Annotated in this window: 13 protein-coding genes and 1 pseudogene; 5 read left to right on the top strand and 9 right to left on the bottom strand. The window is 56.3% G+C overall.

Annotated elements, in window-relative coordinates:
• Window positions 1-33: 33 nt before the first annotated feature.
• A complete protein-coding gene (locus ACVBEF_RS17195; protein WP_447125149.1) occupies window positions 34-882 on the top strand; it encodes a LysR substrate-binding domain-containing protein in 849 nt (282 codons plus the stop codon).
• Here the strand turns inward: ACVBEF_RS17195 and ACVBEF_RS17190 are convergent.
• The 9 genes from ACVBEF_RS17190 to ACVBEF_RS17150 all read right to left on the bottom strand — a co-directional run bounded on the left by ACVBEF_RS17190 (window position 879) and on the right by ACVBEF_RS17150 (window position 10,201).
• Window positions 879-1,763 carry an MBL fold metallo-hydrolase gene (locus ACVBEF_RS17190; protein ID WP_447125148.1) on the bottom strand — a complete coding sequence of 295 codons (885 nt, stop codon included), beginning with the start codon at window positions 1,761-1,763 and terminating at the stop codon, window positions 879-881. The genes ACVBEF_RS17195 and ACVBEF_RS17190 overlap by 4 nt on opposite strands.
• An 8-nt stretch (window positions 1,764-1,771) precedes the next feature.
• Window positions 1,772-2,545 carry an SDR family NAD(P)-dependent oxidoreductase gene (locus ACVBEF_RS17185; RefSeq protein WP_447125147.1) on the bottom strand — a complete coding sequence of 258 codons (774 nt, stop codon included), beginning with the start codon at window positions 2,543-2,545 and terminating at the stop codon, window positions 1,772-1,774.
• Between the two features lie 25 nt (window positions 2,546-2,570).
• Window positions 2,571-3,227: an HAD family hydrolase gene (locus ACVBEF_RS17180; RefSeq protein WP_447125146.1), complete on the bottom strand. Its 657-nt coding sequence runs from the start codon at window positions 3,225-3,227 to the stop codon at window positions 2,571-2,573.
• Complete coding sequence (locus tag ACVBEF_RS17175) at window positions 3,224-4,726, bottom strand: xylulokinase (RefSeq protein WP_447125145.1); 1,503 nt, start codon at window positions 4,724-4,726, stop codon at window positions 3,224-3,226. Before ACVBEF_RS17175 ends, ACVBEF_RS17180 begins: the two co-directional genes overlap by 4 nt.
• 13 nt (window positions 4,727-4,739) lie before the next feature.
• The gene (locus ACVBEF_RS17170; protein WP_447125144.1) at window positions 4,740-5,735 is read right to left on the bottom strand and encodes an ABC transporter permease; all 996 of its coding nucleotides are present in this window, start codon (window positions 5,733-5,735) and stop codon (window positions 4,740-4,742) included.
• Between the two features lie 14 nt (window positions 5,736-5,749).
• Complete coding sequence (locus ACVBEF_RS17165) at window positions 5,750-7,282, bottom strand: sugar ABC transporter ATP-binding protein (RefSeq protein ID WP_447125143.1); 1,533 nt, start codon at window positions 7,280-7,282, stop codon at window positions 5,750-5,752.
• Between the two features lie 217 nt (window positions 7,283-7,499).
• Window positions 7,500-8,525 (bottom strand): sugar ABC transporter substrate-binding protein, encoded by a 1,026-nt coding sequence (locus tag ACVBEF_RS17160; protein WP_447125142.1) that lies wholly within the window; start codon window positions 8,523-8,525, stop codon window positions 7,500-7,502.
• A gap of 63 nt (window positions 8,526-8,588) precedes the next feature.
• On the bottom strand, window positions 8,589-9,566 hold the full coding sequence (locus ACVBEF_RS17155) for a shikimate dehydrogenase (RefSeq protein WP_447125141.1): 978 nt from the start codon (window positions 9,564-9,566) through the stop codon (window positions 8,589-8,591).
• A complete protein-coding gene (locus ACVBEF_RS17150; RefSeq protein ID WP_447125140.1) occupies window positions 9,563-10,201 on the bottom strand; it encodes a glucose-6-phosphate isomerase in 639 nt (212 codons plus the stop codon). The genes ACVBEF_RS17155 and ACVBEF_RS17150 overlap by 4 nt, the downstream gene beginning before the upstream one ends.
• Before the next feature lie 210 nt (window positions 10,202-10,411).
• Here ACVBEF_RS17150 and ACVBEF_RS17145 point away from each other — a divergent pair, with 210 nt between their 5' ends.
• From ACVBEF_RS17145 to ACVBEF_RS17130, 4 genes and pseudogenes are all read left to right on the top strand, one after another.
• Window positions 10,412-11,833 (top strand): FAD-binding oxidoreductase, encoded by a 1,422-nt coding sequence (locus ACVBEF_RS17145; RefSeq protein WP_447125139.1) that lies wholly within the window; start codon window positions 10,412-10,414, stop codon window positions 11,831-11,833.
• 49 nt (window positions 11,834-11,882) lie between these two features.
• Window positions 11,883-12,848, top strand: coding sequence for an SIS domain-containing protein (locus ACVBEF_RS17140; RefSeq protein ID WP_447125138.1), 966 nt, complete (start codon window positions 11,883-11,885; stop codon window positions 12,846-12,848).
• A gap of 300 nt (window positions 12,849-13,148) precedes the next feature.
• Complete coding sequence (locus ACVBEF_RS17135) at window positions 13,149-14,657, top strand: FAD-linked oxidase C-terminal domain-containing protein (protein ID WP_447125137.1); 1,509 nt, start codon at window positions 13,149-13,151, stop codon at window positions 14,655-14,657.
• 19 nt (window positions 14,658-14,676) lie between these two features.
• Window positions 14,677-14,911: pseudogene (locus ACVBEF_RS17130) on the top strand (hypothetical protein); the annotation flags it as partial.

Raw genomic sequence — 14,911 nt, 5'->3', positions numbered from 1 at the left:
CGATAGCGCGTTAGAGATCGTCAGCAACAAACCATCGGCGGTGGAGAGCGCGGCCACTCGTTTGCGCTCGCCGCCGACGAGTTGTGCATCACGCCGTCAGCGCTATCGCACCGGATTCGGCTGCTGGAAGATTTTGTCGGCGAGCGGCTGTTTAGCCGGGATGGACGCACCGTCAACTTGTCAGAGTTCGGTCGGCGCTACCTGGATGTCGTGCGCAATGCGCTGCGCACGTTAATTGAGTTCCCGATGCCGCATCGCGGTACCCAAGCCCAGCCGCGCATCAAAATCACCGTCCCGCCGACCTTCGCCCGTTATTTGTTGATTCCCTATTTAGGCAGTTTTATCGCCGAGTACCCGGATATCGTCGTCGAGATATTTTTGTCCGTACCGCTCTATGATCTGAGTCTCTCGGAAAGCGATGTTGAAGTCCGTTTTGGTGCCGGAAGATATCCCAATACCGCGACCGAAAAGCTCTTCGCCGAACCCGCATTCGCGGTCGCCACGCCGGATTATCTGCGTCAGATCGGCGGCATAAGCACCCCGGCTGACCTGCGCAAAGCCACCTTGCTACGCTCAGCCCTTGAGCCGTGGCAACCGTGGTTTGAAGCCGCCGGACTGGATTGGCCGGAGCCGTCTTCGGGTTTGCGTGCCGACGATCTGGGATTGCTGCTGGAGTTGATTCGTAACGGCTATGGCGTCGGTTTAACGCGTAAACACTTTGCGCAAAAAATGATCGCCGATGGCGAGCTGGTACAGCTGTTTGATATCAGCCTGACTTCGCCGCCGCATGCCTACTATCTGGTCTACGAACAAAAACCTTATGAGCGGCCCGAAGTGACGATCTTTATTAACTGGATGAGAAAGACGTTCAGTAAGCTTTAGGCGCTTGCCGTCAAACGCAGTGCCCAACCCGGTTGGGCACGCAACATCTCAAACCCATTGCTGTGCTCTTCTTGTGCGCGACGATCGATCCGATCCGGCGCAACCGTATTGAAATCAAACATCCCGTAATGATGCGCCACCATCACCGGCATCGCCGTCTCCCGACACAATGCAATCGCTTCATCAAGCGTAAAGTTACCCGGCACGCCATTGCCGCTACGTTCCATATCGCGCCCATTCACCGGCAACAACGCCACTTGCGGGGCCATCGCGGCAAGATTGCCCGCCAATGCAGGATAAGGAATGCAATCGCCAGAGTGATACAGGCGCACACCCATGACATCGATCACGTAACCCAGCCATTCGTGCTGATCGTGCGTATCGATATCCAGCGTTTCGTGCGCCGATGGTAGCGGTCGCACGCGTAGTCCCGGTAAGGGTTCCACACTGTGTCCCACGTTGACGGCAATGAGGCGTTGATCCTCCACGCCGCACCGCTTACGTGCCACGGCGATCGATGCCGCCGGAACCAAAAATGAGATATGCGGAAAACGCGCCGCCAGCGCTTGCAGCGTATCCGGGTCCATATGGTCGGTATGCCGATGCGTACACATCACCAGATCAAGCCGCTGCAATTGTTCCGGCAAGATGGGTGCTGCCATCATGCGTTGGTGCGGAAAGGCCGTGCCTTGATATTTACGTGCCAGCGAATCGGACAGATACGGGTCCAGCATGACCCGGTAACCGGGAAAGTCGATGATGAAACCGGCCTGACCCAGCCAGTACAGAATCACTTCGCCCGGTCCCGGTGCCGCTTCTGGTGAAGCCAGTCGCTGCGCTAACGGTTCTCTAAATATTTCAATCCGAACCTGTGTTTTCATTTTCTCTCTTACCAGCAAATATAGCCACCATCAGCCAACACAATCGAACCCGTCATCAGACTGGCCGCTTCACTGGCAAGAAATAAAATTACCGACGCCACTTCATCCGCTTTGCCCATACGATTCATCGGCGTGCCACCCACCCAATGGCGCAGCATTTCCGGCTCTTGATAAACGTAAGTGTTCATGTCAGTTTCGATATACGTCGGCGCAACAGCATTCACCCGCACCCCGCGCGCACCCCATTCGGCGGCCAGCGATTTGGTCAAATGGTGCACAGCTGCTTTTGAGGCGTTGTAATTGGCCTGCTCTTGCGGACGATTGACGATAAATCCCGACATCGAACCGACATTGACAATCGCGCCGCTGCCGCGCTCGAGCATGCCTTTGCCAAACGTGCGGCAGCACCAGAACAAGCCGTTCAGATTGACATCAATGACCTTGTTCCAGACTTCATCCGCCATTGTTTCCGCCGGATGGTTCGAGATCGCGATACCGGCATTGTTGACCAGTACATCAACTCGCCCATGACGCGCCACGATCACGTCGTGCACCCGTTGCACCGCCTTGGCATCGCTCACGTCGAGTACTTCGCCTTCGACCCTAAGCCCTTTTGCGCTCAAGGTTGCCACTGAGTCGCGTAGCAAGTCGGCGTTCATGTCGGTAAGAATCACGAGCGCCCCGGCTTCGGCCAGTGCTTCAACCGTGGCTAAGCCGATGCCGCGGGCAGCGCCGGTGACGACGGCGATTTTATTGGTCAGTTTGAATTTATCGAGATACATGTGGCGCAGTCCTCAGTCAGTAAAGTTAGGTATAGCGGTTGATCAGTTGCTGCAAGAAGCCAGCCAGGTCGGGGCCGTTAAACAGTTCGGTCCCGGCAGGAAAAATAACATCCTGACGATGCGGCTCAGGCCAGCCCACCGTGACCATGCCAGCGGCCAGACCGGCGGCAGCGCCCGGTGCACTGTCTTCGACCACGATGCATTCATCAGCGCGCAGACCCAGCAACCACGCTGCACGCAGATACGGTTCTGCATACGGTTTGCCGGTACGCACGTCGTTGCGCGTGACGGTGATCATGTCGGGCCGGATGATGCCGACTTTGGTCAGGCTGGCATCGACTAGCATGCGCTCGGAGTTCGATACGACCGCCACCGCCAGACCCAGCTTGCGTGCGGCGACAATGGCGTTAGCAGCGCCGGGGCGCATGCTGATTTCGTGCACGCGACTCAAAAAGTTGGTGTATTTAGCCGTCATCAACTCGGCATAACTCAGTTGCAAAGTCGACGTGCGACGCAACAAGTCGTAGACCGCAGCCATGGATAAGCCGGTGGTGTCATGCGCAAAGCTGTCTGGCATCTGCACGCCTGCCTGCTTGAGCGCCACCTCCATCGAACTCAGATGCAGCGGTTCGCTGTCAACTAAGGTGCCGTCCATATCAAATAAAACCGCGCATTTTCTCATTCGTTTAGTCCGTCAAGGTCGTCATACATAGCTTGTGAATGGAGATAGAGTTTTTCAAATACCGGTAGCATCCTGGCATAGGTTGCGGCCCAGCGCGGGTCCGGCAAAATTTCTTTTTCGTAAGCTACCAACGCATCGGCAGCAGCTTGCAGATTCGCATAGCGCCCGCTGGCTGTTGCGGCCAGCGCGGCACAGCCGATGATGCCGCATTCGGTCTCTTTCGGGACCAGAATCGGGATGTCGTAGACGCTCGCTTTAATCTTCAGCCAGAGTTCTGTTTTAGCCCCGCCGCCAGAGGCGACTAAGCGTTCGAGCTTGCGCCCGGCGACCGCTTCCATGATGTTGATGTGACGTTTGACGCCAAAGGCGACGCCTTCCAGAATCGCGCGATGTAAATGTTCCAGACCGTGTGCTGCGCCAATACCAAAAAACTGAGCGCGTGCATTGCGGTGCGCACCGAAGCGCTCGCCAGATAAATACGGCATAAAAAACAGACGGTCTGATCCGGCCTGAGCCAGACTGGCTTTGTCGACGATATCTTCATAGCTGAGCGTTTTTTCATGCAAGGCACGACGCGCCCAGCGCATCGCGTCGCCACCCGATTCGAGCAGCATAAAAGCGCCCCAGCCGCCTTCGACTGTGCCGACGTTAGAAATGGCCGGGTCCAGTAATGGCTGATCCGTCACCAGCGTGACGATGCAAGAAGTGCCCAGCATTTCCGATCCCATCCCGGGGCGACATACGCCCGAGCCTAGCAAGCCGACCGGATAATCGCCGCCGCCCACCAACACCGGCGTGCCAGCGCGCAAGCCGGTCGCAGCCGCTGCTTGCGGCGTGATATGGCCGAGGATGTCAAGCGGATTGCGGATGGTCGCCAATTTATGGATGTCGAGGCCCAGTTGATCGCAGGTTTGCTGCGACCAGTTTCCGGTGCGCGGGTCCATCAGAAAACTGCATGCCGCTTCGGTGCGGTCCATCCCGACTTCTCCCGTCAGGCGAAAATTCAGATAATCCTTCGGCATCAGCACGGCGGCTGCGCGATGGTAAGCCTCAGGATCGTGGTCGCGTATCCATTGCAGCTTAAAGCCCGGCCATGCAGGCGTGGGGGGATTGCCGGTACGCGCCAGATAATCGGCAGGCGCGTTGCGTGCTTCAAATTCGGTGACCAACGAGACCGTGCGTTTGTCGTTCCACAATGGCGCAGTCTGGCGTGTCAGTGCGCCGTTGGCATCGATCAATACGGTGGCGTGCATCTGACCGCAAGCGGCCACCATAGCGATCCGTTCGCGTGCGCCGGGCACGGCTTGCAGAACGGTATGCACGGCGCTTAACATGCCGCTCCACCAGTCGTCAGGGCGTTGTTCGGACCAGCCGAAGTGCGGCACGATCTGATCGTGTTCACGCGCTGACAGTGCCAGCACCTGACCAGCCCCATCGACCAGCGCGGCACGCACGCTGCCGGTGCCGACATCGATGGCGAGTGTGAATTCTTGATGCATGCTTGTGTCCAATTTAACGGCGTAGTACGCCAGTACCGCGTTGCGCCAGAATCGCGATAATAATGATCACGCCCATGACGACTTGCTGATGATAGCCCGGCACGCTGGCAAGATTCATGATGTTACCGATAACACCTAACGTAATCACGCCGACTAACGTATTTAATACCGTGCCGCGCCCACCAGCCAGACTGGCCCCGCCGATGACGACCGCGGCAATCACGGTTAATTCGTCACCCGTGCCGATAGTCGGTGCGCCTACGCCAGCCCGGGCCGTTGAGATAATGCCGGCAGTGGCCGCCAACATCCCTGAAATCACATACGCCAACATAATGTGACGACCAACCGGCACGCCCGAGAGGCGCACCGCTTCTTCATTGGAGCCGATAGCACGCACGATGCGACCAGCCCGTGTGAGCGCCAGAAACAAACTGCCCAGACCAAAGATGACCAGCATCAACGCCGTCGGTTGCGGGACCACCCACCAGGTGTCGCGCCCAAAATCGAGCAACGCCTGACCCGCATCGTCGATCATCGAAGGCGCACCTTTGGAGACAATCAGCGCCATCCCGCGCGCCACCGTCATCATCGCCAGCGTGACCACAAATGGGCTCAGACGATAGCGTGAAATCAGCGTGCCGCAAATCGTGCCGCACACAGCACCCGTCACCAGGCCGCAAGCGATGGCGACAGGTAAACCGTATTCGGGGATGAGTAGGGCAGTCGTTACGCTCGCCAGCGCGGCTACTGATCCGACCGAAAGATCGATACCGCCGGTCAGCACCACCAGTAACATCCCCATCGCCATGATGCCGACACTGACGATCTGGCGCGCCACGTTAGAAATATTCGGACCGGTCATGAAGTCTGGCGACACCAGCGACGCAGCAATTAACAAGATCACCAAAATGAGGACGGTGTTGTAGCGCACCACCAGCGACCAGACGTTGGAGCGGGCGCTGTTTGCGGTCGGATTGCTAACCAGAGGGGATACAATAATTTTGCTCATGATGTGCATTCAGGTTAGGCGTGATGGGACTGAGGTTGAGACGGGGATGCAGGCTGCTGCGATGAAATTCCCAAGCCTAGCGACATCGAAACGATGTTTGCTTCACTAAAGTCGGCAAGTTGCAGTTCGCCCTGCAACTGGCCCGAACCCATCACTAAAATTCGGTCGCACAGACCGATCAATTCATTATGGTCAGACGACACTACCAGCACCGCCATACCTTGCGCGGCGAGGTCGTTGATCAGGGTATAGATTTCCACTTTCGCGCCAACGTCAACGCCGCGTGTCGGCTCGTCCAGAATGATGACTTTGCCTTGTGCGTGAAACCATTTAGCCAGCACGACTTTTTGCTGATTGCCGCCCGATAGTGTGGACACATCGGCCTGCATATCGCGGGCCTTGATGCGCAGCCGTGCCATCAAGGCGGCTACCGTACGCCGCTCGTGCGCCAGACGCAGGCCGCCGAACCAGGTCGAGACATCGCGCAAGTGCGCCATGGTTGCGTTGATGCGGATCGGCATCGACAATACCGCGCCCTGACCTTTGCGATCTTCTGGCACCAGCCCGATACCGGCGCGTACTGCCTCGGTGGTACTACGTGGTGTAACGTCTTTACCTTCAATTTTTACGCTGCCGGAATCGGCGCGATCAGCACCAAAGATCAGGCGCACCAATTCACTACGCCCGGACCCGATCAGGCCGCCTAAACCGACTACTTCGCCAGCGCGTACTTGCAGCGACGCCGCTTGTACCGTACCGCGCCGCGTCAGGTTTTCAACATCGAGCACGACCGGGCCGATGCTGACATTTTCACGCTGCGGAAATAGCGCTTTGAGTGGACGACCGACCATCAGGCGGATCAATCCGTCCATGTTGATGGAAGATGGAATGACGGTATCGACTACCGCCCCATCTTTTAAAACAGTGATGCGGTCGGCAATATTGAATACTTCATCGAGCCGATGAGAAATGTAGACCACGCCGACATTGCGTGCACGCAAGCCGCGCACGATGTCGAGCAACCGCATGGCGTCACTCGGAGCCAGCGATGCTGTCGGTTCATCGAGTACGAGTAATTTCACGTTCAGACTCAGGGCCTTGGCGATTTCAACCACCTGGCGCTGCGCCGCTGAAAGAGTCGCGACGATGGCCGTCGGATCGATGTCGAAACCCAGACTCTGAATCAACCCCTGGGCGCGCTTAAACATCGCATCCCAACGGATTAGTCCCGGCAATTGGCACAGCATGACGTTTTCGGCGACCGTCAAATCCGGTACCAAGGCGGTTTCTTGATGGATGAGGGCGACGCCTTGATCTAACGCGTCGCGGGGATTGCGAAAACGCACCGGCTGGCCGTTTTGACGGATTAAGCCGACATCGGGCTGATAATTGCCCGCGATGATTTTCATCAGCGTCGATTTGCCAGCCCCGTTTTCGCCGACCAGCGCATGCACTTCACCGGCGCGGATATCGAAATTCACGGCCTGCAAGGCATACACGCCGCCGAAGTGTTTACCGACGCCTTCCAGCGATAAGAGTGCTGTCAAGGTTGGTCTCCAGTGAAGAGTAAATGAGGATGCGCACTGATCGGATGGATCAGTGCGAAGACATGGCAGATCAGGCCGGATTGACATTTGAGTTTAAAAACCCGTTCGTACTGAGTAGCCCGTAGGGCGTATCGAAGTAGTTGCATGCTTCGGTGCATCTTCGATACGGCACTGCGTGCCTACTCAGTCCGAACGGTGGGGTATGGCGCTTCAAAGGTCAGAACACGGCTTTCGGATTGTAGAACTTGTCGACGTTATCCTTGGTGATGGCCGCTGGCGCTGTGTAGGTATTTTTTGGCACATCCTTGACTTCACCGCGCACAACTTTGATCCCCAGATCCACCGCTGTGCGGGCGACCAATGCAGGATCGTTCAGACCAGTGACGCCGTATTTGCCAGCCTTGATCAACACCAGCGCTTCTTTTTGTCCATCGGCAGCGGCGACCAACATGATGCCGGTGCGTTTAGCGCTTTCGATGGCGCGGCGTGCACCTAACAACATGCTGTCATTCTCAGACAAGACGATATTGAAATCCTTGTTGGCGACCAACAAATCTTCCATCGCTTTTAAGCCGCCTTCGTCATTCCAGGCACCCCAACCTTGCCCGACGACGGTGACGTCGGCTTTACCGAATTTGCGTAGTTGCGCTTCCATCATTCCACCGAGAACGCCGACACGACGGTCTTGACCGACCGGATTGCCTTTTTCACCGGAGATCAGGGCGATTTTCAATGGCTTGTTGCCGATTTGATCGACCACCCAGTTGCCGACCAATGTGCCGTTGGCGCTGTTGGAGGAGGTGACCTGCGTGACATAGTTGGCTTTTGGATCGAGGGCGCTGTCAATGACGATGACTTTGACGCCATGCGCGGTGGCATTATTGACGGCGTTGACCATGCCTTCCGGATCCGCCGGGTTAATGATCAGTAGCTTGACACCACGGGTGACCAGATCTTCGACGTCCGAGATTTGCTTTTGCAGCTTGCCTTGCGCGTCGGTGCTGATGACTTCAAAACCGAGTTCTTTACCGCGTGCTTTGACGGCTTCCATCTGGGCGGCGAAGTAGGGCGCTGAGATGGTTTTCATCGACACGCCGATTTTGAATGTGGCCGGTGTGTCTGCGAATGCTGAGCCCGAGCTCGATCCGATAACAACGACGAGGGTAGTGGCAGCCAGTGCCAGCAAGCGGCGTGCGCCAATCGCCACAGCGATACGGCCGAGAGTACGTTTTTGATGGTTCATGTGATGGTCTCCGTTGTTTATATTTATGTGTATGACTGCTGGTAAAAACGATAAAACTGCCGACTACCTCAAACCTGCCCCCAATGCTGGAACGGGTTTGCCTGTCTCGGCCGCAATCCGGCAAATTGCGTCAAATTCTGATCCGCCAATAGGAATGGCAATATCAAATACCTCGGCGATCACGCGGGTCCAGCCATAGATGAAATACGTCCATCCATCCTCGACTTGCAACTGACGTGCTTGCGCCTGACGACGGGCCTGATCGAGAAACACCAAGGCGCCGCGATAATTCAAATCCCAGACGATTGCCTTGGACGGAAAAATAGCCGCGTCACTTAAGGGCGAACCGGGTGCATCTTTGCCTAGCCCGGTGGCGTTGATGACCAGCGCGCCGGGCGACAGGCCCAGCAGAACGGCATCGTTTTCTTCGCTTGTTTCGGTGCGCACGTATTGACAGGCAACGCCAAGATTGAGCTGGCCGTGTATGCGTGTGATCTCATCAAGACGGTGCTGTGAGCGGTCCGAGACGATGACTTTGGAAGGGCGATTTGCGCCCCGTGCAGGCTGCATCAAATGTGCTGTGAGCGCAATGGTCGAGCCGCCAGCGCCGATAGAAAATACTTCAGCGCCAGTGTTGGCAAAATGCTGTGTCGGTAAAAATCCGTCCAACGCCATGCCGGAAGTGATCGCATCTTTGGCGTGACATAGAAACTTGCCGTTGCGTTTGGAGAGGCAACTGGTTTCGCCCATCACCCGAGCAAAGGGATCGATGTCATCGAACAGATCGCGGCAGGCTGCGTACAAATCAATTTTATGGGTCGTCACCAACGCGCCCAGCGACAACGGATCGTTTTTCAGGAAGGCGACAGTTTCACGATAGGCCGTCGCAGCGGTATACAGCGGGAAATCAATCCCTTTGATTTCTACATCGCCCAAGCCTAAATGCTGCGCCCATGCCGGGAACACTTTCATGATCGAGCTTTGGGTGGTGGTCACGCCGATGAAATAAAACGTCGGGCGCAGGGCTGGGGTCATCCTCATTGGCTGACCGCCGTACTGTCGATTAACGCCGTCACGTCGGCGCTTGAGCGGGCAAGGTACAGAGGATTGTCAACGCTGCGCCAGCCGCCTGCGCCATCGTCAATGATGCGCAACTTCATGCCTTGCGCGCGTTCGATGATGGCGTAATTCTGGCCGGAATCTGCCGGGTAGCAAAACAGCATCACGAAGTCCTCGCTGCCGATGTTGACCGAACGGTGGATCCAATGCGGGGCGACGTAGCAGGCGGTATTGGGGCCGATTTCAATGATCCGTGTTTCGCCGTCGGGCGATTCCATGAGCATCAGGCCGTGGCCTTTAAGGCCGTAATACAGCTCTGGACGGTCAACAATGGCGTGCACGTGACCGCGTGTCATAAAAAATTCATCGCCGACTTTGCCAGCACACATGCGGGTCACACCAGTGATCAAGTCACCGGCATTGCTATTCGGACGAAAATCGCTGACGTCATACACCACGTCCTGCGCTTGCGTAGAGAGCAGCGCATCGAAGGCTGCGCCGTCGGCATACAGGCCAGCCAGGTCTTGCAAGCGTTTCTGATACAGCGTGTCAGTGCCGCGCATGACGCCAGCTGCGACATCGACTTCGAAACGGCGAGGTTCGGACCATTGCGTCATTGTTTGTTGCTCCCGTTGGATTGTTTGTTAAAGTTAGTGAGGCTAATGTTATTGATGAATTATTAGCATGTCAATAGGATATTTTGAATAAATTGCTGTTGCATTGCAACATTAAAGATAGTTGGACTAACGTTAATGCTTGGGCTAATCTAGCGGCCTTATCCCGTGTTGTTGGTGATTTGCGGGCATGACTATTTGAGAGGATGCACGATGACTACCAGTGAAATTTCCAGCGTTCCTGCGGTGATAAATGCGGTTGTAAGTGAGTTACGCGCAGCCCTCGGCGCGCAAGTAGTGTTATTGCCGCACGAATTTGCCGGACGCAAAAACGCCGATTCAAGCCGCATGCCATGCGCTGAGCCGATCGCCTTAATTCGTCCACGCAGCACTGAGCAAGTAGCGCTGGCGATGCAGATTTGTCATGCGCATCGCCAGCCGGTCGTCACTCAAGGCGGCTTGACGGGGCTGGTTGGCGGCGCGTGTTTGCATGGCGGTGAAGTGGCGTTAAGTCTGGAACTACTCAATGGCATCGAGGAGATCGATCCGGTGTCCGGCACCATGACGGTGCTGGCGGGCACACCGTTGCAAACGGTGCAAACTGCTGCCGATGAGGCCGGTTTCCTGTTTCCGCTGGACCTCGGTGCACGTGGTAGTTGCACCATAGGCGGCAATCTGGCGACCAACGCGGGCGGTAACCGGGTCATTAAATACGGAATGATGCGCGAGCAGGCGCTCGACATTGAAGCGGTACTGGCGGATGGCAGCATCATCGGCGGTCGGCACCGCATGATCAAAAATAATACCGGCTACGATTTACGCAATCTGTTGATCGGCAGCGAAGGCACCTTGGGCATCATCACCCGTGCGGTGTTGCGTTTGCGACCAAAGCCGCAAGCGGTATCGACCGCATGGTGCGGCGTGCCGAGCTATGAGGCGCTGACGACATTGCTAGCGCGCGCGCAAAGCAGCTTGCCAGCCGGGGTCTCGGCGTTTGAAGTGATGTGGCCCGGCTATCACGATTTTGTGACCATGCGGATGGAGGGCATGCGCGCACCGCTGGCGCAGCGTCACGCTTATTACGTGCTGCTGGAAAGCAGCGGCGCTGATCCGGTGCGTCAGAACGAAGCATTCGAAACGTTTCTGGGCGAGCAGCTCGAAGACGGGATTCTGGAAGATGCAGCGTTAGCGACGACCGAGGCCGATGCGCTGGCATTCTGGGCCATCCGCGATGCGCCGGGTGAGTACCAACGATATATTCCGGGCCGGGTTTCGTTCGATATCAGTTTTGCGATTGCCGACGTGGGTGAAGCAGCCGAGCGCTGCGAAGCCGCTTTGCGCGCCAAATGGCCGCAAGCGACGATTTTGATTTATGGTCATCTGGGCGACGGCAATTTACACATCGTGGTGCATGAGCCGGACTGGCCGTCCACTACTGCGCGTGAAGTGCAGGATGTGGTGTACGGGATTACGGGTGAAATGGGTGGTTCGGTGTCGGCTGAGCATGGGATCGGCAGTAAAAAACTCGGCGTGTTGGGATTGACACGGACACCCGCTGAACTGGCGACGATGCGGGCCATTAAGCTGGCGCTGGACCCGTTTTGGTTGCTGAATCCGGGGAAAGTGTTGGTTTGATCAGTTGCTATCGAGTTTGATATTCGCCGTTGTACTCCAACGACTTACAATGTCAGACCAACCAGTGGTGGCCTATTTACCTAAAGAAAGATCCGCGATGTCCAAAGCCGATACCAGCAACCCGGAAACCATCGCCCCACAGAAGGGCGCTTCGGCTGACGCTGCACGCAATATTCTGGAGGTCATCGACCGTGCCTTGCCCAACCTGCGGCGCGGCAGTCTGAAGTTGGCGCAGTTCATCATCGCCAATGCGCACTTTGTGGTCGACGCCAATCTGGCGGAATTAGCGCGCAAGGCGGAGTTAAGCGAGCCGACGATTTTACGGTTTTGTGCCACCGTCGGTTGCAGCGGTTTTCGCGAGCTAAAAATCCGTCTCGCGCAAAGTCTGGTACTGGGCATGCCGACCACGCATGCGGCACTGTCGTTTGACGACACGCCGCGTAGCATCACGGCGAAATTGTTCGACTTCACCATCACCAGTCTGGAGCGCACCCGTAACAGTCTGGACCCGCAAGCGATTGAAGCGGCCGTCGATCTTTTGTCGGCGGCGGCTCGGATCGAGTTTTTCGGTTTTGGTGCATCGGGCGTTGTTGCGCTGGACGCGCAACAAAAATTTCCCCTGTTCGGTGTGCCATGCGGCGCGAATCAGGATTCTCACCAGCAATTGATCACCGCGTCCATGTTGCGAGCGGGCGATGTGATGGTCGCTATTTCGAATACCGGGGCGACCTTATCGTTGATCGACATCACCCGTATCGCCAGAGAGCGGGGGGCGAAAGTGATCGTGCTGACCGGCTCGCAGAGTCCGATTTGCCAGCATGCCGACGTGGCGCTGATCGCCGAATCGCTTGATAACACCGACTTATATACGCCGACGATTTCGCGCCTGTCGGCCTTGGTGGTGATCGATATCTTGTCCATTAGCGTCGCGCTGCGCAAGGGGGATGGTCATGCGCGGGCGATTGGCGAGATGAAAAAGCATCTTGCTGCTGTGCGTTCGCATGCTGTGATTTAAGAACTTCTGCAAAATCGTCCCGGCTCGTTGCCGGGACGATTTTGCGTAAATCCGCATGCTTCGGTGCCAAATGAAAACATTTCACCCTATCTGCATAAGGTTTTCAGGCGCAGATGTCATTTAAGCGCGATAAATGAATAGCATTTTCGCTATACTTCCCGGTAAGTAATGGATCTCCTGCTTAAGAATACTAAGGCTATTTATTTTGCCTTCAGTGCATAATCGGTAACTCGCTTTATTCTTTAGTTCAGCTCACACACTGCGCCAATCCCGCCAGCCCCAAGCCCGCATAGGATGCACATGAACGCCCCTGCACAATCATTAGAAACCCCCGCTTTTACCGCCGAACGGCAACGTCAGGTCGCCGCTGCATTGCGTGCTGTGTTGCCGGTGCACGCCGTTTTGTTCAATGAAGAAGACACCCGCCCCTACGAATGCGACGGTCTGGCCGCTTATCGGCAACTGCCGATGGTGGTGGCGTTGCCTGAAAACGAGGCGCAGGTGGTTGCCGTCCTCAATATTTGCCGCGAGCTGAAAGTGCCTATCGTGCCGCGTGGTGCGGGGACTGGCTTGTCGGGCGGCGCGATGCCGATTGCCGATGGGGTCGTCGTGTCAACCGCCAAACTCAATCGCATCGTCAACATGGATGCGTATTCACGCACGGCGGTTGTGCAACCGGGTGTGCGTAATCTGGCGATTTCGGACGCTGCTGCGATCCATAATTTGTACTATGCGCCGGATCCTTCGTCGCAGATTGCGTGCACTATCGGCGGCAATGTTGCAGAGAATTCGGGCGGCGTGCATTGCCTTAAATATGGCCTCACGGTACACAACGTACTACGCGTGCGCATGGTCACTATTGAGGGCGATATTGTTGAACTTGGTGGTGGTGCTGATGGGGCATTGGATGCGCCCGGTCTGGATCTGCTTGCCGTCTTTGTTGGCTCCGAAGGCATGCTCGGCATTGTGACGGAGGTCACCGTCAAACTGATTCCCAAGCCGCAGTTGGCACGCGTGATCATGGCCTCGTTTGATGACGTGGTGAAAAGCGGTAACGCGGTCGCTAACGTGATCGCTGCCGGCATTATTCCGGCGGGTCTGGAGATGATGGATAAAACCAGTTCGCGCATGGTGGAGCCGTTTGTCAAAGCCGGTTATGACATCGATGCGGCGGCGATTTTATTGTGCGAGTCCGATGGGACCGCCGAAGAAGTCGAAGAAGAAATCGGTCGCATGAGCGCGGTGTTTGCCGCCAGTGGCGCAACCCGGATTGAGGTCTCACAATCGGAAGAAGAGCGCTTGCGGTTTTGGTCCGGACGCAAGAATGCTTTTCCGGCGGCGGGGCGTATTTCGCCTGATTATTATTGTATGGACGGGACCATTCCGCGCAAGAATCTGGCGCAGGTTTTATTGCGCATTGCGGAGATGGAAGACAAGCATGGTTTGCGCTGCGCGAACGTGTTTCATGCTGGTGACGGCAATCTGCATCCGCTGATTTTGTTTGATGCCAATGTGCCGGGTGAATTTCATCGCGCTGAACTTTTCGGTGCTGAAATTCTGGAATTGTGCGTGGAAGTCGGCGGCACGATTACCGGCGAGCATGGTGTTGGCATTGAAAAAATTAATTCGATGTGCGTGCAGTTTTCTGTGCTGGAACGGGAAGCATTTTTTGGTGTTAAGCGCGCCTTCGATACGGCATTTTTATTAAATCCCGATAAGGCGATTCCGACCTTGCAGCGCTGTGCTGAGTACGGAAAAATGCACGTCCAGCGCGGTCAAATAAAATTCCCTGACTTGCCTAGATTCTAAAAAGAAGACGCGAAGAATTATGAAAAACGAGATCACAAGCGGACCGATGGACGAACAACAATTCAGGGATCAGATTCTGTTGGCCGCCGGTAGCGGAACTGCGTTGCAGATTCGCGGTGGCGGCACTAAAGACTGGTATGGACAAACGCCGCAGGGCGCGTTGCTGGACACGCGTGCGTACAGCGGCATTATCGAATACGAACCGACCATCGATTCGTGCTCGATGAACCGGGCGCTTAGAGAAGCTATCACCG

The organism is Glaciimonas sp. GG7, from assembly GCF_052976905.1.
Note: the sequence above shows the minus strand (reverse complement) of the source record. Positions and strands in the feature narration are given on the sequence as shown.